Below are 16,945 nucleotides of genomic sequence, written 5' to 3' on the forward strand. Positions count from 1 at the left end.
TTGACGTCGTTAAAATAACGTATGACTCTAATCAATATGTAAATAAAAGCCCTTTTTACACTGCTGAATCTTTACTCTTCATAAAATTTGTTTACATCCTGATAAATGACAAAATAATCAAAAAAACAGGAACTTTTTAGGTAGGTATCCGTAGAATAGGTTAAACAAAGGGGGAAGTTCAAATGGAAATCATTTTGGGGATCATTGCCGTCGGAGCAGCATTTTGGTTTTTCTTCAGTTACTTACTCGGCTTTAAAAAGAAAAATATCACGATGACGTTTGACGATCGTTTTTATACGCTTGATGAACATGTCAAAGCGATCGAGCAGAAATTAAAGCAGGATGGAAAACAGGTCGAGTACTTAGGAAACCGCCGTTTTTTAGTAAGCGGGAAACGTTATCTGTTCGTTGAACGGACCGTTTCGATGTCAGGTGTTCCGATGCAACAGACGATTTTAGAGTTCGAAAAGTAAGTAAAAAAGGTGATGCCGACTCAGAAATGAAATCGGCAGCACCTTTTTTTATGTCGATAGATAATTGAGACTAACAATTCTAGAAGGCTGGTCAAAAAGAAATAAAATCAATAGATGGGAAATGATTGACAGTCAACTGTACTATCGATATGATACAGAGAGAAAGTGTATTACTGTTTTAATACAACGAACGGTGAAAGGTGGTCGAGGGCACGTGCAATTTGACCAAAGAAGCCCGGTGTATCTTCAAGTCGTCCGTTGGTTTAAGGAACGAATCGCGACAGAAGACTTAAAATGCGGGCAAGAAATTCCATCGCGTCGGGAAACCGCTGCGCAACTTGGAATAAATCCGAATACGGCTCAAAAAGCATACAAAGAAATGGAGGACCAGCAATTGATTACGACAGAACGGAATGTACCGAGTAAAATCACGATGGATCAAAACATTGTAAAAAAAGTCCGGACGGAGATGTTGGACGAAGCAGTCGCACAATTCATCGAGGCGGTCCAAGCGATTCAGATACCGCTCGGCGAAGTCGTTACAAAAGTCGAAACCGTCTATCAATCAACGGAACGGAGGAAAATTGATGCTTGAAGTCCATGGATTAAAGAAACGATATGGTCGTAAGAAACCGATCTTAGAAGGGGTTTCCTTTTCAGTTCGCCCGGACAGTATCACCTGCCTGATTGGTTTGAACGGGGAAGGGAAATCGACGATTTTAAAAGCAATCATGGGCCTTGTGCCGATCGACGCCGGAACAGTGCTGGTCGACGGTGAAGTCTCGCGCGAAAAAATTGCTTTTGTTCCCGATCTTCAAACGATGCCTTCTTACATGACGATTGGAGATGCTTTGCTTTACATGAGTGATTATTATCCGGACTGGAATCCGAAGGTCGCGGAAGAATTAATGGGGCTGTTGAAGCTGTTATCGACCGACCGGATTTTAGAACTGTCAAAAGGAAATCAGGCGAAGTTCAGTTTGGTGCTCGGTTTTGCACTAGATCGTCCCTATTTGTTGCTTGACGAACCTTTCGCAGGAATTGATTTATTTACGAAAGAACAAATTGCCTGGCTATTTTCGAGTCATTTCATGGAAGGACGTGCAATCTTGATGACGACGCATGAAATCGTCGAAGTCGAACATTTGATTGATCGGGTCGTCTTTTTACAGGATGGTCGGATTATCGATGAACACGATACAGAAGAAATGCGGGAAATGTACGGAAAATCGGTCCAAGACCGCATGCGGGAGGTTTATCAACGATGAAACAATATCTGATGCTGACGAATGAAGAGTTAAAACGAAGCTGGAAAATCATCGTATCGTTCATTCTTGCGATTGCGAGTATCGAAATCTTAATTGTTGTCGGACGAATCATTTACCATGAACGCCAAGTTCAAAGTTACATGAAGAGTGCAAAACTGTCTGAAGTCGAAGCGATTCAAGAAATCGGGAAATTATCGTTTGAACAAGCCAGTTCTTATTTCAGTTATATCATTATGATTGGAGTTGCGTTTGTGTTGCTGTATGCGATTCAAATCTGGTACCGGGATTGGTTAGGTGAATCCAAATACATATATCGGTTATTACTATTACCAGGTAGTCGCGCAAAAATCTTTTTCGCAAAATTTACTTCACTCGTACTCGTGATTGTCAGTTTCCTTGGTTTACAGTGGACGGTGATTCAACTCAGTCATGTGATCTTCAACTGGTTAATTAAAGGTGGGTACAGGGAGTCTTCTACGCTCGGTCTTTCAAGGAGCCTTAATAAATTGTACATGATGAACTTAGTCGATTTACTTGTGCTGGTCGTCTTATCGCTGTTCATCGTCAGCTTCTTGTTCCTGTTCGTTCTGCTTGAACGGTCATACGGGAAATCAAAAGGGATGCTGTTCATCATCATTGAACTAGTTGCCTTTATAGTTATTTCAATTAGTATGCAGTATAGCTTAGAAATGATTGACGGGTTGCTTCAAGAAGAATTCGGAGCAATCGTTCTGTCAGTATTTACGTTGTATTTTATTTATACAATTTGGAGAAGTTTGCGTTTGTTAAAATGGAAAATCACAGTATAAGGAGGAAACCATGCGAAATTTTAAATTTGTACTCATTCTGACTGTCGTCAGTTTCTTGACGATCGGCATTTACGGATGGTTCATTCATTCGATGGATGAATCAGAATTTGTAATCGAGACGGTCAAAGGTGATCCAAAACAACAAGCAGTCCAGTCCATCCACGCTGAAATCTTAGATCGTGGTCTAAAGCCAATGGATTATGAGGTCACGCTGGATGGTCGTGTGCAAAAAACAACACATGATTTTGTGGACCAACTCTTCAAAAATCCTTTTGACACCGTCGATGCTCCCCTTGCGTTCCGACGCTTTATTGCACCTAATTCGGTTAATACGTTAGAGCAAGATGGTATTGTCTATGCGATGCGTCTGCAGAAAGAGGGACGATGGGAACTACAATATTTTAATCAAAAAAAACAACGCCTCTTTAAAAAAACAGTATCAGCACCAGCTGGAATCAAGTACAAAGGGGAAGTGCAATTCAATCCGTTCCAACGTTCTGGTGACAGCCTGTACGTTTATGTCGTAGATGAAGATCCAACGAGTGTAGGAAATCATTTCTTTAAGTTCGACTTAAAAGCAGATACGATTCGAACAGTCGATTTACCGAAGACATCAAATGAGTACTTCAATGTTCTTGGGATTAACGGTGAGAAAATCGTTTATCAGACAGAAGGAGATATCAATGGATTAGACGCGACTAAACGAAACACGTACATCAGTGATGGAAAAACGGTTCAATCTCTGACTGCACTAGATTCAATCGATCTGTATCAATCTGAACTCATCGAGGATGGAAAAAAACTTGTTGCGCTTATAGATGATGTTGATCAGGAAAACTTCAAGTGGATTGTATATGATATCAGTAGTAGGAAGGTGACTCATCAATCAAATGATTTTAACAAATGGCAGGGTGCTGACGGGTCAAGTACATATTTCCGACTAGAAAACGGAGTAATCTACACGGGGGTAAATACAGGGACCGGCATCTTTAACGTCCAAGTGATTGATCCGTTGTCGGGAAACGTAATTTATGAAGGCAATATCAAAGATCGATTAAAGGGGAAAAACATAATATTAAATGAACTCGTAATAAAATAATTGTGATTAAGGCTGAAAACCTGTTGCAACAAACAATTTTAGAGTTCGAAAAGTAAGTGAAAACGCGCGGCTGACTTCATTTCAGAGTCCGCCGCGCGTTTTTTGTCATTGGTACGATTTAATGAGGATGTCCTGTTTTGTGTAATAGCTCCATGTCAGGTCCTGGGCTTCGACTTTCTTCGTCGTCACGGCAACAAACGTATTTTTACTCGTATAAATGCCGACGAAGTTCGGCGTCTTCGCTTTTTTCGCCTGGACGAACAATAAGTCACCCGGCATCGCTTTTTTCAGTTTGACGGTCTTCAATGGCATCAGTGCTTGCTTCGCAACCGTCCGCTCAAGCATCAAACCGCTTTTTTGATAGACGTATTGCGTGAAGCCTGAAGCATCAAATCCTTTTGTCGTCGTGCCGCCTTCTTTATACGGTGTCCCAATCAGTGACGTGGCGAGTTTTGCAATCGCAAGTTTCTTTTTCGCGAGTGCTTTTTCGGACAACGGTTTTTTCGTCTCGACTTTTGTTGGTGTTGCGGCATACGCAACGACTGGACTGACGGAAGCCGTTACGAGTAAGGCAGTCAGTGGGATGGCATAATACGGTTTCATGAAAAAAACTCCTTTAACTAAGTTAGGGTGAACAGCTAACTTCAGCCTATCATGTAGATTTACAGATAAAGCAACAAGTTGGCAACATTTCCCTAACAGTCTTGTAAGGTTCGGGCTGAGAGGATGGCTTTTTTGACGATAGAAGGGACAAAAAAAGATTCCCTTCACATTGTGTCCGAGGAAACAAGTGAAGTGAGAATCTTTTCGTTCCAGTTCGTTTATGATACGCGTCGGTCGAGTCGGAAGCTAATCGCAGTCAACAACGCGGCAAGCAAAGCGACTAGTCCGCCGACGAGCGCCGTATTCATCATCGGTCCGCTCGCATACACGAGTCCACCGAGCGCGGAGCCGAAGGCAATCCCGACGTTACTTGCGACCGGCATCAAGGACGCAGCCAGTCCTTTCGCTTCCGGATTGAACTTTTCCGCCAAGTCGATCAAATAGATTTGTGTCGACGTCGTCAATAAAATCGACATCAGTGACATCAAGGCGATGTTGATCAGTCCGAGCGTGACGGAAGACGTTGTGACATATAGGGCTGCTAAGACGATGGCTTGCACGACGAACACGAACCGTAACCGGCCGATTGGATTATGACTGGCGATCTTCCCGGCGAGAATGTTACTGAAAATCGAGACGACGCCGTACGCGAGGAGGATCGGACTGATCCAGCCCCGCGGCAGCTCAAGTTCAAGTTCGAGAATCGGCACGAGGTACGTGTAGACGACATAGGTCGCACCAAAACCGAACGACGGGATGAAGAAAGCGATCATGATGCGCGGATTTGCGAGCAGGCGCAGTTGATCCTTAACCGAACTTGTCGCCGTCGCCTGTTGCCGTGGGACGACTTTGAAGACGGCAAGAAATGCTAGCAACCCGAGACCGGTCGTCAGCCAAAACGTCGCTTCAAAACCGGCGTGTTGCCCGATGAACGTGCCGATCGGAACACCGAAGACGTTCGCGAGCGTAAAGCCGCCGAAGATGAACGACACGGCGACACCGCGTTTCGCAATCGGAACACTGTCACTCGCGACGACCATCGCCAGCGAAATCAAGACACCGGTCAGGACGGCGGTGACGATCCGTGTGGCGAGCAGAAGCGAGTAGGTGTCGGCGATGCTGCTGCAAAAGTTCAAGACGACCCAAACAAAGATCAGGCTGAGCATCAATTTGCGACGTTCGAACCGCCCCGTGATCGACATCGTGACCGGTGTCCCGATCGCGAAGGCAATCGCAAAGGCGGAGACGAGTGTCCCGGCTTTCGCGATCGTAATCCCGAGGGCCGAAGCGATTTCTGATAAAATCCCGACGATGACGAATTCGCTTGTGCCTAAGACGAACGTCAGCAGGGAGAGGGTGGCGATTAAAAGCCAGTCCGTTTTACGTAAACGGGTAGTAGATGACATATCAATTCCTCAATTCTAGCGCCAAGCGGCGCGAAACTATCGTTTTTCAGAATAGCATGATTCGTGTGTCAGGTGAACGGGAATCGGATGGAAACGGAAAAGAAGTACTATTTTGAATAGCATGTCAATTTTCTTCAGGCAAGACTACGCTATAATGAAGGAGAGCGAACCGGACCAAACTAAAAATCGAAAGGTAGTGAGAAAAATGCAAGCGACGATTACGTGGAATCACAAGATGGGCTTTAGTGGCATGACGGAGTCCGGACACCAACTGGCAATGGATGCAGCACCTGAAAATAACGGGGAGAACGGCGCACCACGACCAACCGAGTTGTTGTTGCACGCAGTCGCCGGCTGTACGGGGATGGACATCGTCTCCATTTTAGAAAAAATGCGTTTACCGTTAACCTCGTTTGAGATGGACATTGAGGGAGAACGGGCGACGGAACACCCGCGCCGCTTTACGACGATTTCGATTCATTATCGTCTCGAAGGCGACTTGCCGGACGATAAAGTCCGCCGTGCCGTCTCGTTATCAAAAGATAAATACTGTTCTGTCTCGAAATCGCTGAATGCTGAAATTGAAGTCTATTATTCAATCAATGGCGTCCGAAACGAGGAACCGCTTTGAAACCGATTTACCTGCTTTTAACGGCATGCTTTTTGACGGCATGTGCGAGTGAACCAGCAACAGAACCGAAGACGAAACCGGAACCGAAGACGAGTCAGCAACAGCCGGTCGCTGACGAACCGACGGCTGCTGAACAGGCGGAGCAAGATATCAAACGTCAGCTCGAAAAACTCTCGACTGCTGAGAAGGTCGATCAATTGTTATACATCGGGATCAGCGGGACGACGTTATCGGACGCGGACCGCCGTCTGTTAAACGATCACGCGATGGGCGGTGTCCTGTTACTCGGAGGCAATATCACGTCAGACGCCCAACTGAAAACCTTGACGGCAGCAATCAAGAACGCACAAGACGACGAAGCGCTCGCTTTCCTCGGCTTCGATGAAGAAGGAGGACGTGTCAGTCGTGTCCCGGATCAAACGTTTCATTTACCTCCGAGTCTGACGCTCGGTCAGAAAAACGATCCGGCATTGATGTTAGAAACCGGACAGGCGCTTGGTGCGATGTCACGGTTTTATGGATTTAATATGGATTTTGCCCCGGTTCTTGATGTCAACAGCAATCCGGCGAACCCGATCATCGGTGACCGGGCAGTCAGTGCTGAGCCGGATGACGTCGCGCGACTCGGTATTCCCTTAATGGAAGGAATCAAGTCGGAAGACGTCGTTCCGGTCGTCAAACATTTTCCCGGACACGGCGATACGACCGTCGACTCGCATGTCGGCTTACCGACCGTGACGAAGACGAAAGCGCAACTCGAGCAACTGGAACTCGTCCCGTTCAAAGCGGCCATCGATGCTGGAGCGGAGATGGTGATGGTCGCACATATTTTATTCCCGGCGCTCGATGCGAACAATCCGTCGTCGTTATCGGAGCCGGTCATGCAACAGCTATTGCGTGACGAGTTGAAGTTTGATGGCGTCATCGTGACGGACGACCTCGTAATGGGTGCAATCACGAAACAATATGGTCTCGCCCAAGCTGCGCGACTGGCGCTAGAACGTGGTGCCGACATGGCGATGTTCTCGCAAGCCGGTGCTTACGCGGATGTCCATGCGGCAATTATGCAGGGGATCAAAGACAAGTCGTTATCACGGGCTGACCTCGACGCGAAGGTGACACGTGTCTTACGTCTGAAACAAGCGTATGATTTAGCAGACACGAAGCTGATTCCAACGCGTGAACAATTGACGGAACAGGTCAAAACGATCAAGGATACGCTGAACTGACAAGTCAGACTAGAAATCAAGCGAGTGGTCATGGTAGACTACGAATGAACCAACCAACACTAAATAGTTCTACACTAGGGGAGTCTCGCAGCAGACTGAGACGGAAATATCCGGACCCTTTGAACCTGATCTAGTTCGTACTAGCGGAGGGAAGTGGCTTCTGATTATCATCCTGTCTCAGGTCTTACCTAGACATTCTTCGGACCACTCCATCATGTTCATGGGGTGGTCCTTTTTGTGTAGCAAGGAGGAGAAGGTATGCGTCCGAAGTTACATATTGTGACGACCGGGACAAAAGAGCTGACACATCTTCTAGAAGTCTTGCCGGCTGTTTCGCCGTACGCCGACAAGATTCATATCCGGGAACCGGGTTGGTCGGCGGACCGACTCGTCCAATTGATCGAGGCGCTAGTATGTGCCGGTGTTCCACGTGAAAAACTAATCGTCCATGACCGGCTCGATGTCGCCCTCGTGACGAAGGCAAGTGTCCAGTTGACGTCGCGTAGTATTCCCGTTGCCGTCGTGCGCCGTCAATTCGGCGAGCTACAGATCGGCCGATCAATCCACTCATTGACGGAAGCGCTTGAGACGGGCAGCGACTTCGTCATGTATGGTCATGTCTTTGCGACGGCGTCAAAACAGGACGTCGCCCCGCGCGGACTCGCGGCACTCGCGCAAATCGTCACGTTTTCAAAAGTCCCCGTCATCGCGATCGGTGGGATTCAGCCGGAGAATGTCGCGGGTGTCCTCGCGACCGGCGTTGCTGGCATCGCTGTGATGTCAGGGATTCTCGGTCAGGCAAATCCGGTCGAAACAGCCCGGTCGTATCGCGAGGTGCTTGATCAATGAAAGCAACAGAGACTTTAATCATCGGTGCAGGCGTAATCGGTTTGATGCTCGCCTACGAATTGCTCAAACGAGGACAGCCGGTACGCGTGCTTGAGCAAAGCCGGTGTGGCGAAGGAGCGACGCGGGCGGCAGCCGGCATGCTTGCGACGGATCATGAACTGATGCCTGCCTTACATCAACTGGCGGCAGCGAGTCGACAGCTTTATCCCGACCTCGTCCGTGAGCTGTTTAATGAGACCGGCATTGATAGTGGCTATAAAGAAAATCCCTTTCGGTTGATCCGGGGGCACGAGGAAATTCAATTTGCATCCGTCGGTCAAATTGATCCCGTCCAGTTGACGCGTTCGCTCCGTCAGGCAATTATCGGACGCGGCGGTGTGATTGAAGAACAGACGACGGTCACGGGACTGCTCCGGGCAGGGGCGACCGTCGTCGGCGTTGCGACGAGTAACGGTAAGCGCGAAGCGAGGAACGTCGTGGTCGCAAGCGGTCGGGGGGCGGAAGCGTTACTCGCGACGAGTGGTATCGAGATCGCGACGGTCCCGGTCAAAGGCGAATGCCTTGCCGTCCGGCTTCCGGGACATGTCTTGACCGAGACGTTGTTTAGCGACGACGTCTACCTCGTCCCGAAGTTTGACGGACGGATCATCATCGGGGCGACGGAACGGATCGGTGACGAGACGACATCGGTCAGCGTCAGCGGGATTGAACATCTCCTGCAGGCGGCGGCGCGACTATTCCCGGCAATCAGAGAAGCGGAAATCGTGGACATCTGGTCCGGGATTCGTCCACAAACAGCGGACGGATTGCCTTATCTCGGGCAGGTCCCGGGAGTCGGGCACCTATTCGTCGCGACCGGGCATCATCGGCACGGGATATTACTCGCCCCAATCACGGCGTCCATCCTGGCAGACGAGGTAACGGGCATCGCGACGAAATATGAGCTTCGTCCGTTTTCATTACATGAATCGAGGAGGAACACGAATGCAACTCACCATTAATGGTCAACCGTATACGCTTGACGGATCGATTTCGACAATCGACGGATTGATTCATCATCTCAATTTGACGGAAAAAATGGTCATCATCGAACAGAATCGACAGATTGTCGAGCGGACAGCATACCAAAACACACCCATTCAAACAGGCGATTCTTTTGAAATCGTTCACTTCGTAGGAGGCGGTTAATCATGTTAACGATTGGTCAAACGACATTTCAGTCGCGGTTATTACTCGGAACGGGCAAATACCCCGACGTGACGACACAGCAGCAAGCAGTCGAGGCATCGGGAGCAGACATCCTGACTTTTTCCGTGCGCCGGATGGATATCTTCGAAGCGAGTCAACCGAACTTTTTAGAGGCGCTTGATTTGAGTCAGTATCATTTATTACCGAACACGGCGGGGGCGAAGACAGCGGAAGAAGCGGTTCGGCTGGCAAAACTTGCCCGCGCGTCCGGACTGTGCGACATGGTCAAAGTTGAAGTCATCGGTTGTGATAAAACGCTGTTACCGGACCCGATCGAAACGTTGCGGGCATCGGAAGAATTATTAAAAGAAGGATTCACCGTCTTACCGTACACGTCAGACGATTTGTTGTTGGCACGAAGACTGGAAGAACTCGGGTGTCACGCCATCATGCCTGCCGCGTCCCCAATCGGATCCGGACAAGGAATTCTAAATCCACTGGCCTTAAGCTTCATCATCGAACAGATGACGGTCCCGGTCATCGTCGATGCAGGAATCGGTTCACCGACCGATGTCGCCTACGCAATGGAACTCGGCGCAGACGCCGTCTTACTTAATTCGGCTGTCGCCCATGCGAACGACCCGGTCAAGATGGCGCGAGCGATGAAGCTTGCCGTCGAAGCGGGGCGACTTGGCTTTGAAGCGGGACGGATCGAAAAGAAACGGTACGCGACGGCGAGTAGTCCCGAGACAGGGATGAGTCGATGACGGATCGTTATTCACGGCAAACCCGGTTTCGTCCGATCGGTCAGGCGGGACAGGATGAGCTGACAAAAAAACATGTCCTCATCATCGGCATGGGCGCACTCGGAACGGCAAGTGCCGAACAACTCGTCCGGGCCGGAATCGGCAAGCTGACGATCGTCGACCGTGATTACGTCGAGTGGAGCAATCTTCAACGCCAGCATCTTTATACAGAGGACGATGCCGCACAGCATGTCCCGAAAGCGATCGCGGCGGAGCGCCGCTTAAATGCCATCAATCAGGAAGTCGAGATTATAGCCCATGTCACCGATGTCACGCGTTACGAATTACCGCAATTGATCTCAGGTGTCGATTTGATTCTTGACGCAACCGATCACTTCGATATCCGGATGCTGATTAATGATGTGGCGGCGCAACACAAGATTCCGTGGATTTACGGAGGGTGCGTCGGGAGTTACGGCATGACCTATACGGTCCTCCCGGACGAGACCCCGTGTCTGCATTGTCTGCTCGAACATTTACCGCGCGGGCAAGCGACGTGCGAGACGGCGGGTGTGATTGGTCCGGCGATTCAACTCGTCGCCGCTTATCAAGTCACGGAAGCCTTGAAACTCCTCGTCGGTGCGACGGACGCGTTACGGCAGGAATTGCTCGCGTTCGACGTCTGGACGAATGAACAGAGCCGGATCAATGTCGCGTCTTTAAAGAAGGCATCATGCCCGTCCTGCGGCGAGAACCGGACCTATCCGTATTTGACGCACATGCCGGTGCAGTTTACAACATTGTGTGGACGTGACGCCGTCCAGGTCCGTGGAGATGAATCACGTGACTTAGAACGTCTTGAACAGAATCTGAGCCCGGTCGTCAGTATCGTCGCGAAAAATCCGTACTTGCTCAGTTTTAAGACAAAGACGCATCGATTCGTCGCCTTTCGTGACGGGCGTGTCCTGATTCATGGGGAACAGGAACTCGTCCGTGCGAAACAGCTCTATCACGCCTTTTTCGGTTAAAAAGTCACAAATAAATCAAACTAACATTCAAAATATATGTTTTAGATGTTTGGAAAAGAGGTAAATAAGACTTCAAGACATAAAATGGCGTTTTAGGTAGACTGAAAGCGAAGAGGAGTGATTAGGATGAAACAAGAATTCGATAAAATGGTCCAATCATCGGACCAGACGAAGCGGACAGAACAGACAGCTGAACCGGTTCAGCAGGCGAATTGGAATCCAGATCGGTACCGGACAAACTTAAATCCGTTCTATCTGTCACCTTGTAGCGTCGAACGACGGGAAGATGTTGAAGCACATGCCAATCATCTGATCGAAGTTGAACCAGACGCGTCCCCTCTTGCCCAAATTTTCGAGCAACAACAAACAGCCCATATACCGAACAAACATCGTAGCTCAAAATTCACGACAGGAATTGTAGTCGGTGCTATCATCGGAGGGTCCGTCTCCATCATCACTTCTGTCAAGCGGTTGCGGCACAAACATTAAGGAAATGAATGCATGGAATGTAAAGGATAGTAAGGTCCGGTCGCGTCCGGTCTTTACTGTCTTTTTTTTGATTGCAGACGCATGCCGGATCGAAGCGTATGCGCGGACGAGAGTCGTCATTGCCGTTTAAGACGTGTTAAACTGGACTTAATATATTAGTAAAGTGAGGGTGAGGAAAGATGAAATGGATTCATACAGCGGATTGGCATTTAGGCAAGATCGTTCACGGCGAATCGATGATTGACAATCAACGGGCCGCGCTCGAAGCATTTTTAGCATTACTCGACCGGGAACGTCCGGACGCGGTGGTCATTGCGGGCGACTTATATGATCGCGCCGTCCCACCGACCGAGGCGGTCGAACTGCTCGACGCGACACTCGCGGACATCGTCCTCGACCGCGGGATTCCGGTCATCGCGATCAGCGGTAACCACGATTCGGCGGAACGGCTCAGTTTCGCGACGACCTTGCTCGAACGGTCAGGTCTGCATCTCGCTGGTAAATTAACACCGGTGATTGAACCAATCGAGATTAAAGGCGTCAAGTTTTATCCGGTCCCGTTCGCAGATCCGGCGATCGTCCGTTACGTCTATCAGGACGACACGATTCGGAATCATGACGAAGCGATGCGAAAAATCATCGAACCCTTAACAATTACAGGACCGAGCGTCCTCGTCGGTCATGCTTTCGTCATCGGTGGACTTGAGACCGACTCGGAGCGTCAACTGTCGGTCGGGACGGCAGGGCAAATCAGTGCCAGTACGTTTGCGCCGTTCACTTACACGGCACTCGGTCACCTACATAACCCGCTCGCGATCCGTTCCGAGACGATCCGGTACAGTGGATCACTTTTAAAGTATTCGTTTTCGGAAGCGAGTCACGTCAAAGGCGTTGATATCCTGACGCTCAATGACGCAGGAACGTTTGAACGTCGCTTTGAGCCGATTGCCCCGAAACGCGATTTACGGGAGGTGACGGGAACGCTCGCCGAGCTGATGGATCCGACGTTCGTCGCGACACAATCGACGGACGACTACATCAAAATCAACTTGACGGACGCGGAAGCGTTGATTGATCCGATGGGTAAGCTGAAAAAAGTTTATCCGAACATCCTGCATCTAGAGCGGACCGGTTTTACCCGTGAGAGCACACGCTCCGTCCAAGCATCGCGCGACCAGGTCAAGACGGCGACGCTAACCGATTTATTCAGTGAGTTTTATGAAGCAGTCCGGGAAAAACGACCGACGGATGCGATGCAGACCGTCTTAGAGGAGGAAGCGACATGCGGCCAGAACGATTGACCTTACGGGCGTTCGGCCCGTTCGCAGAAGAACAGACGATTGATTTCACGGCACTCGCCGGACGGACGATGTTCGTCATTTCCGGTAATACGGGAGCCGGCAAAACGACGATTTTTGATGCCTTGACGTTTGCCCTTTACGGGGAGACGTCAGGCGGCGAACGGGAGATGACGGATTTACGGAGTCATTTCGCGCGCCCGGATGTCAAAACGGAAGTCGAACTGGAATTTTTACTGAAAGGTGAACGCTATCGTGTGATTCGCCAACCGAGCCAACCGCATCCCGTCAATAAAACGGACTATGCGCACGAGGCAGAACTGGCACGGTTCGACGGGACGGCGTGGCAACCGCTCGCCATTAAAATTCCCGAAGTCAAGCAACGGGTGCAAAGTCTGTTGCAGCTTGACCATAAACAGTTTTCGCAAATTTTGCTGTTGCCGCAAAATAAATTCCGGGAGCTATTGATGGCGGAGTCAAAAGACAAACTGCAAATCCTGAAGCAATTGTTCAAGACGGAGCAGTACGGTGAGTTCCAGCAACGCTTGCACCGGAAAGCACTCGATCTTGCAGCCGCAATCAAGGAGACAAAAACGAAACAGCTCGCAAAACTGGAGGAATTGCCATTAGAAGTCGATTGGGTCAATCAAAACGAGACGACGATCCGGAGCGTGACGGATGAATTGCTAGCGTCGCTCGATGAAACGATCACTGCCGCAAAAACAGTCGAACAGCAGGCACGTCAAGACGTCAATCAGGTCAGTGAACGCTTCCGCCAGGCGGAACAACTCGAACATGCCTTCGTCGAACATGAACGGCTGTCGCGACTCGAGCAAGAACTCGCCGTGACGTTACCCGACATCACGCGACAAGCGAACCGGTATGAGATTGCGACACGTGCCGCGGCCATCACGGGACGATACGATGCCTTCTTGTCAGAGCAACAGACGGTCGTCCGCCTCGAGACGGCGCAAACACAATTGACGACAGAACTGACGACGTTGCAAGGACGTCTCGACCAAATCACCGGACAAGCGGAACAGTTAGCGAGTCGCGAACAAGAAATCCGCGACGGAGCCCGACGGATCGACCAAATCGAGACGGAATTGAAGCAACTGCGCGAACAGGAACACCTGCAACAAAAACAAAAAAAATTGGCGGGGGACGTCGCACGCCTGAACCCGCAAGCATTGCTGACAGAGCGTGAGACCAAACGTGCCGAACGGACCCGCATCCAAGCAGAACTTGCGGCACTGGCTGACGTCTCGGACACGCAACTGACGTTACAAGAACGGCGCTTCAGTCTTCAGACTCTCGAACAAAAGCGGCTCGAATGGCAACGGAGTGAAACGGAACGCGAACAATTGATTGAACGCGGGACCCGTGTCCGGAAAGAGAAGGAAGCGGCGGAAACGGCCTATGCGGAAGGACGGCGCAAAGAACGGATGCAACTCGCGTCCGAGCTTGCTGAACATCTGCACGATGGGGAAGCGTGTCCCGTTTGCGGGAGCCGTGAGCACCCGGAACCAGCGGTGAAGACACAACTGGATGACGTCGAAGCATTGCATCAGCTGTACTTAAAAGCGCAGACGGCCCATCAGGAATTACAGGCGACGTATCGGACGCTTGCGGAGCGGAAGCAACAACTCGAACGCGATATCATGACACTCGGGCAAGAACAGACGCTGCCGACAGAACTCGATTTGATTCGTTCAGAAATCAACCGTCTCGTCGCAGCAGAAGCCGAACAAAAACAGCAACAAGACAAAAAACGTCAGCTCGAACAACGCTTGCGGACGCTCGAAACAGAACTCGAGACACTGACAAGTCAAATCGATCAGCAACTCGCGTCACAAGGAAAACTTGAACTTGAGCTTGCCCGACTCGAGGCATTGCTGACGAAAGCAGGCGGGCCGTCGGCGTCGAAAACAGTTCTCGAACAGGAACAACAGACACTGCAGGCGAAACAGACACAATATGAAACCGACCGAGCGACGGTCGATCAACAAAAAAATCAACTCAATCGGGAAGTCGCAGAACGACAGGGACGCCTTCAAAACATTACTGAAGAGGCGACGACGCATGCGGCAGCGCGGACGCAGGCGAAGGCTGACTTGGAACAGGCCTTGTCGGAAGAGCATTTTGAGACATTAGAACAGTTCGAACAGGCCCGTTTGTCCCGGCAGGAGATGCAACAACTCGCAGCAATGCTTGAAGCGGATCGTGTCAAGCGCCAGGAAGTTGCGACAGGACTCGAACGCTTGAAGCAACAAATCAATGCCGCAGCGCGACCGGATCTTGCGCAGTTACGGACGCTCGTCGAAACAGCGGAAGGACGCTTGGCGGAAGCAATAGACCAACGTGTCGGTGCCGAGAAGGAACACATCCATGTCAAACAGCTGATTGATGCCTGGGCGACGCTCCAACAAACGATTGAAGTCGAGGACGCCCGGTACGGGATCATCGGGGAGCTGGCACGGGTCGGCGTCGGTGAAAATGCGCAACGGATGACGTTCGAAACCTACGTCCAGACGGCGTACTTCGATGAAATTCTCCAGGCGGCAAACCGCCACCTAACGGAGATGACATCAGGTCGCTTCCAGCTTGAACGGAAGACGGAAGCCGGGAAAGGTCTAAAGAAATACGGACTCGACCTGAATGTCTTTGATGCCTATACGTCACAAACGCGGCATGTCAAAACATTGTCCGGGGGCGAAAGCTTTAAAGCGTCGCTTGCGCTGGCGCTTGGTCTGTCGGAAGTCGTCCAAGAAGCGAGTGGCGGCGTTTCCCTTGAGACGATGTTCATCGATGAAGGATTCGGAACACTCGACCCCGAGTCGCTCGAACAAGCGATCGAGACGTTACTGTCGATTCAAGCGAGCGGACGGATGGTCGGGATCATCAGCCACGTCCAGGAACTGAAGTCACGGGTCGATGCCAAAATCGAAGTCACGCAAGGAAAAACAGGCTCGACGATACAGCTTGTCGTTGAATAAGGAGTGAGACAAATGGAAGTCAATCAAATGGTAACGAAGTCGGATTTAATCCGCGACCTGAAACAGCTCGGGGTCGAACCGGGGATGAAAGTGTTCGTGCACAGTGCGATGAAACAGATCGGCTGGGTTCCGGGCGGGGCACAAACTGTCATCGAAGCCGTCCAGGAAGTCGTCACCGAGACAGGCTTGATCATGATGGCGACACAAAGTACCGATAACTCGGACCCGAAAAACTGGAGTCGTCCTGCCGTACCGGAAGAGTGGTGGGAGACGGTCCGTCAAGAAATGCCGGCGTATGATAAACGGAAGACGCCGACGCGGAGCGTCGGCAAAGTGCCGGAATTGTTCCGGACGTTTCCGGACGTCGAGCGCAGCGACCACCCGATGTGGTCGGTCGCAGCCTGGGGGAAAGATGCGGCCGAGTTCGTCGCGGACCACACGCTCGAGAACGGATTCGGTCCCGGCTCACCGATTGAACGGTTCATCGAGGCGGACGGTCAGATTCTACATATCGGCTCACCGTGGGATTCGACGACGGTCTGGCATTATGCCGAATACGGGATTGAGCGTCCGGACATCGAGAGCGGGTGTAAAATCAAACAAGGCGATGACGAAGTATTCGTTCACTATTGGCACCGCTTGATTGATAGTGACCCATTCGGTCCGATTGGCGAAGGGTTCACGGACGAATCGTTCGTCACGAGCGGAAAAATCGGGGGTGCGACATCACACCTCGTCTCCACTAAGGAATCGATTCCCGTCGTCATGTTCCAGCTGAGTGCTTTAAATAGCTGGTTAAGCTGAAACTTTTTCAGGAACGATTCGTAATAAGA

18 protein-coding genes and 1 riboswitch are annotated in these 16,945 nt (G+C 50.4%); of the genes, 16 read left to right on the top strand and 2 right to left on the bottom strand.

Going from position 1 to position 16,945, the window contains the following annotated elements; translation table 11 throughout:
* The first annotated feature begins 182 nt into the window (after window positions 1-182).
* From P403_RS0114535 to P403_RS0114555, 5 genes are all read left to right on the top strand, one after another.
* Window positions 183-473 (top strand): hypothetical protein, encoded by a 291-nt coding sequence (locus P403_RS0114535; protein WP_029333417.1) that lies wholly within the window; start codon window positions 183-185, stop codon window positions 471-473.
* A gap of 214 nt (window positions 474-687) precedes the next feature.
* Complete coding sequence (locus P403_RS0114540) at window positions 688-1,068, top strand: GntR family transcriptional regulator (protein WP_029333419.1); 381 nt, start codon at window positions 688-690, stop codon at window positions 1,066-1,068.
* Window positions 1,061-1,741: an ATP-binding cassette domain-containing protein gene (locus P403_RS0114545; protein ID WP_029333421.1), complete on the top strand. Its 681-nt coding sequence runs from the start codon at window positions 1,061-1,063 to the stop codon at window positions 1,739-1,741. The genes P403_RS0114540 and P403_RS0114545 overlap by 8 nt, the downstream gene beginning before the upstream one ends.
* A complete protein-coding gene (locus tag P403_RS0114550; RefSeq protein ID WP_029333423.1) occupies window positions 1,738-2,550 on the top strand; it encodes a hypothetical protein in 813 nt (270 codons plus the stop codon). Before P403_RS0114545 ends, P403_RS0114550 begins: the two co-directional genes overlap by 4 nt.
* Window positions 2,551-2,560: 10 nt before the next feature.
* Complete coding sequence (locus P403_RS0114555; RefSeq protein ID WP_029333424.1) at window positions 2,561-3,649, top strand: hypothetical protein; 1,089 nt, start codon at window positions 2,561-2,563, stop codon at window positions 3,647-3,649.
* Between the two features lie 105 nt (window positions 3,650-3,754).
* On the opposite strand, the gene P403_RS0114560 is transcribed toward P403_RS0114555, so the two are convergent.
* Complete coding sequence (locus P403_RS0114560) at window positions 3,755-4,252, bottom strand: C40 family peptidase (protein WP_029333425.1); 498 nt, start codon at window positions 4,250-4,252, stop codon at window positions 3,755-3,757.
* Between the two features lie 218 nt (window positions 4,253-4,470).
* Entirely contained in the window at window positions 4,471-5,658 is a 1,188-nt protein-coding gene (locus P403_RS0114565; protein WP_029333426.1) for an MFS transporter, read from the bottom strand.
* A gap of 205 nt (window positions 5,659-5,863) precedes the next feature.
* Here P403_RS0114565 and P403_RS0114570 point away from each other — a divergent pair, with 205 nt between their 5' ends.
* The 11 genes from P403_RS0114570 to P403_RS0114620 all read left to right on the top strand — a co-directional run bounded on the left by P403_RS0114570 (window position 5,864) and on the right by P403_RS0114620 (window position 16,916).
* Window positions 5,864-6,289: an OsmC family protein gene (locus tag P403_RS0114570; RefSeq protein ID WP_029333427.1), complete on the top strand. Its 426-nt coding sequence runs from the start codon at window positions 5,864-5,866 to the stop codon at window positions 6,287-6,289.
* Window positions 6,286-7,518, top strand: a complete 1,233-nt coding sequence (gene nagZ / locus P403_RS0114575) for a beta-N-acetylhexosaminidase (RefSeq protein WP_029333428.1) — start codon at window positions 6,286-6,288, stop codon at window positions 7,516-7,518. The genes P403_RS0114570 and nagZ overlap by 4 nt, the downstream gene beginning before the upstream one ends.
* Window positions 7,519-7,584: 66 nt before the next feature.
* A riboswitch (TPP riboswitch) is annotated at window positions 7,585-7,687 on the top strand.
* 89 nt (window positions 7,688-7,776) lie between these two features.
* Window positions 7,777-8,367: a thiamine phosphate synthase gene (locus P403_RS0114580; protein WP_029333429.1), complete on the top strand. Its 591-nt coding sequence runs from the start codon at window positions 7,777-7,779 to the stop codon at window positions 8,365-8,367.
* Window positions 8,364-9,368, top strand: coding sequence for an NAD(P)/FAD-dependent oxidoreductase (locus tag P403_RS0114585; RefSeq protein ID WP_051667425.1), 1,005 nt, complete (start codon window positions 8,364-8,366; stop codon window positions 9,366-9,368). The genes P403_RS0114580 and P403_RS0114585 overlap by 4 nt, the downstream gene beginning before the upstream one ends.
* Window positions 9,352-9,555 carry a sulfur carrier protein ThiS gene (gene thiS / locus P403_RS0114590; protein WP_029333431.1) on the top strand — a complete coding sequence of 68 codons (204 nt, stop codon included), beginning with the start codon at window positions 9,352-9,354 and terminating at the stop codon, window positions 9,553-9,555. The genes P403_RS0114585 and thiS overlap by 17 nt, the downstream gene beginning before the upstream one ends.
* 2 nt (window positions 9,556-9,557) lie before the next feature.
* Window positions 9,558-10,322 carry a thiazole synthase gene (locus P403_RS0114595; protein WP_029333432.1) on the top strand — a complete coding sequence of 255 codons (765 nt, stop codon included), beginning with the start codon at window positions 9,558-9,560 and terminating at the stop codon, window positions 10,320-10,322.
* On the top strand, window positions 10,319-11,329 hold the full coding sequence (locus tag P403_RS0114600; RefSeq protein WP_029333433.1) for a ThiF family adenylyltransferase: 1,011 nt from the start codon (window positions 10,319-10,321) through the stop codon (window positions 11,327-11,329). The genes P403_RS0114595 and P403_RS0114600 overlap by 4 nt, the downstream gene beginning before the upstream one ends.
* 126 nt (window positions 11,330-11,455) lie before the next feature.
* Window positions 11,456-11,818: a hypothetical protein gene (locus P403_RS0114605; RefSeq protein ID WP_029333434.1), complete on the top strand. Its 363-nt coding sequence runs from the start codon at window positions 11,456-11,458 to the stop codon at window positions 11,816-11,818.
* A 179-nt stretch (window positions 11,819-11,997) separates the two neighbouring features.
* Window positions 11,998-13,119: an exonuclease SbcCD subunit D gene (locus tag P403_RS0114610; RefSeq protein ID WP_029333435.1), complete on the top strand. Its 1,122-nt coding sequence runs from the start codon at window positions 11,998-12,000 to the stop codon at window positions 13,117-13,119.
* Window positions 13,101-16,112, top strand: a complete 3,012-nt coding sequence (locus P403_RS0114615) for an AAA family ATPase (protein ID WP_029333436.1) — start codon at window positions 13,101-13,103, stop codon at window positions 16,110-16,112. Before P403_RS0114610 ends, P403_RS0114615 begins: the two co-directional genes overlap by 19 nt.
* Window positions 16,113-16,124: 12 nt before the next feature.
* On the top strand, window positions 16,125-16,916 hold the full coding sequence (locus P403_RS0114620) for an AAC(3) family N-acetyltransferase (RefSeq protein WP_029333437.1): 792 nt from the start codon (window positions 16,125-16,127) through the stop codon (window positions 16,914-16,916).
* Window positions 16,917-16,945: the final 29 nt, after the last annotated feature.

The organism is Exiguobacterium oxidotolerans JCM 12280 (assembly GCF_000702625.1).
Lineage (GTDB): Bacteria > Bacillota > Bacilli > Exiguobacteriales > Exiguobacteriaceae > Exiguobacterium_A > Exiguobacterium_A oxidotolerans.

What these genes read in the sequence shown, in the direction of transcription:
- P403_RS0114600 (WP_029333433.1), top strand. Translation starts at nt 10,319, where the DNA reads ATGACGGATCGTTATTCACGGCAAACCCGGTTTCGTCCGATCGGTCAG.
- P403_RS0114610 (WP_029333435.1), top strand. Translation starts at nt 11,998, where the DNA reads ATGAAATGGATTCATACAGCGGATTGGCATTTAGGCAAGATCGTTCAC.
- P403_RS0114595 (WP_029333432.1), top strand. Translation starts at nt 9,558, where the DNA reads ATGTTAACGATTGGTCAAACGACATTTCAGTCGCGGTTATTACTCGGA.
- P403_RS0114580 (WP_029333429.1), top strand. Translation starts at nt 7,777, where the DNA reads ATGCGTCCGAAGTTACATATTGTGACGACCGGGACAAAAGAGCTGACA.
- P403_RS0114555 (WP_029333424.1), top strand. Translation starts at nt 2,561, where the DNA reads ATGCGAAATTTTAAATTTGTACTCATTCTGACTGTCGTCAGTTTCTTG.
- P403_RS0114550 (WP_029333423.1), top strand. Translation starts at nt 1,738, where the DNA reads ATGAAACAATATCTGATGCTGACGAATGAAGAGTTAAAACGAAGCTGG.
- P403_RS0114615 (WP_029333436.1), top strand. Translation starts at nt 13,101, where the DNA reads ATGCGGCCAGAACGATTGACCTTACGGGCGTTCGGCCCGTTCGCAGAA.
- P403_RS0114605 (WP_029333434.1), top strand. Translation starts at nt 11,456, where the DNA reads ATGAAACAAGAATTCGATAAAATGGTCCAATCATCGGACCAGACGAAG.
- P403_RS0114545 (WP_029333421.1), top strand. Translation starts at nt 1,061, where the DNA reads ATGCTTGAAGTCCATGGATTAAAGAAACGATATGGTCGTAAGAAACCG.
- P403_RS0114565 (WP_029333426.1), bottom strand. Translation starts at nt 5,658, where the DNA reads ATGTCATCTACTACCCGTTTACGTAAAACGGACTGGCTTTTAATCGCC.
- P403_RS0114560 (WP_029333425.1), bottom strand. Translation starts at nt 4,252, where the DNA reads ATGAAACCGTATTATGCCATCCCACTGACTGCCTTACTCGTAACGGCT.
- P403_RS0114535 (WP_029333417.1), top strand. Translation starts at nt 183, where the DNA reads ATGGAAATCATTTTGGGGATCATTGCCGTCGGAGCAGCATTTTGGTTT.
- P403_RS0114620 (WP_029333437.1), top strand. Translation starts at nt 16,125, where the DNA reads ATGGAAGTCAATCAAATGGTAACGAAGTCGGATTTAATCCGCGACCTG.
- P403_RS0114570 (WP_029333427.1), top strand. Translation starts at nt 5,864, where the DNA reads ATGCAAGCGACGATTACGTGGAATCACAAGATGGGCTTTAGTGGCATG.
- thiS (WP_029333431.1), top strand. Translation starts at nt 9,352, where the DNA reads ATGCAACTCACCATTAATGGTCAACCGTATACGCTTGACGGATCGATT.
- P403_RS0114585 (WP_051667425.1), top strand. Translation starts at nt 8,364, where the DNA reads ATGAAAGCAACAGAGACTTTAATCATCGGTGCAGGCGTAATCGGTTTG.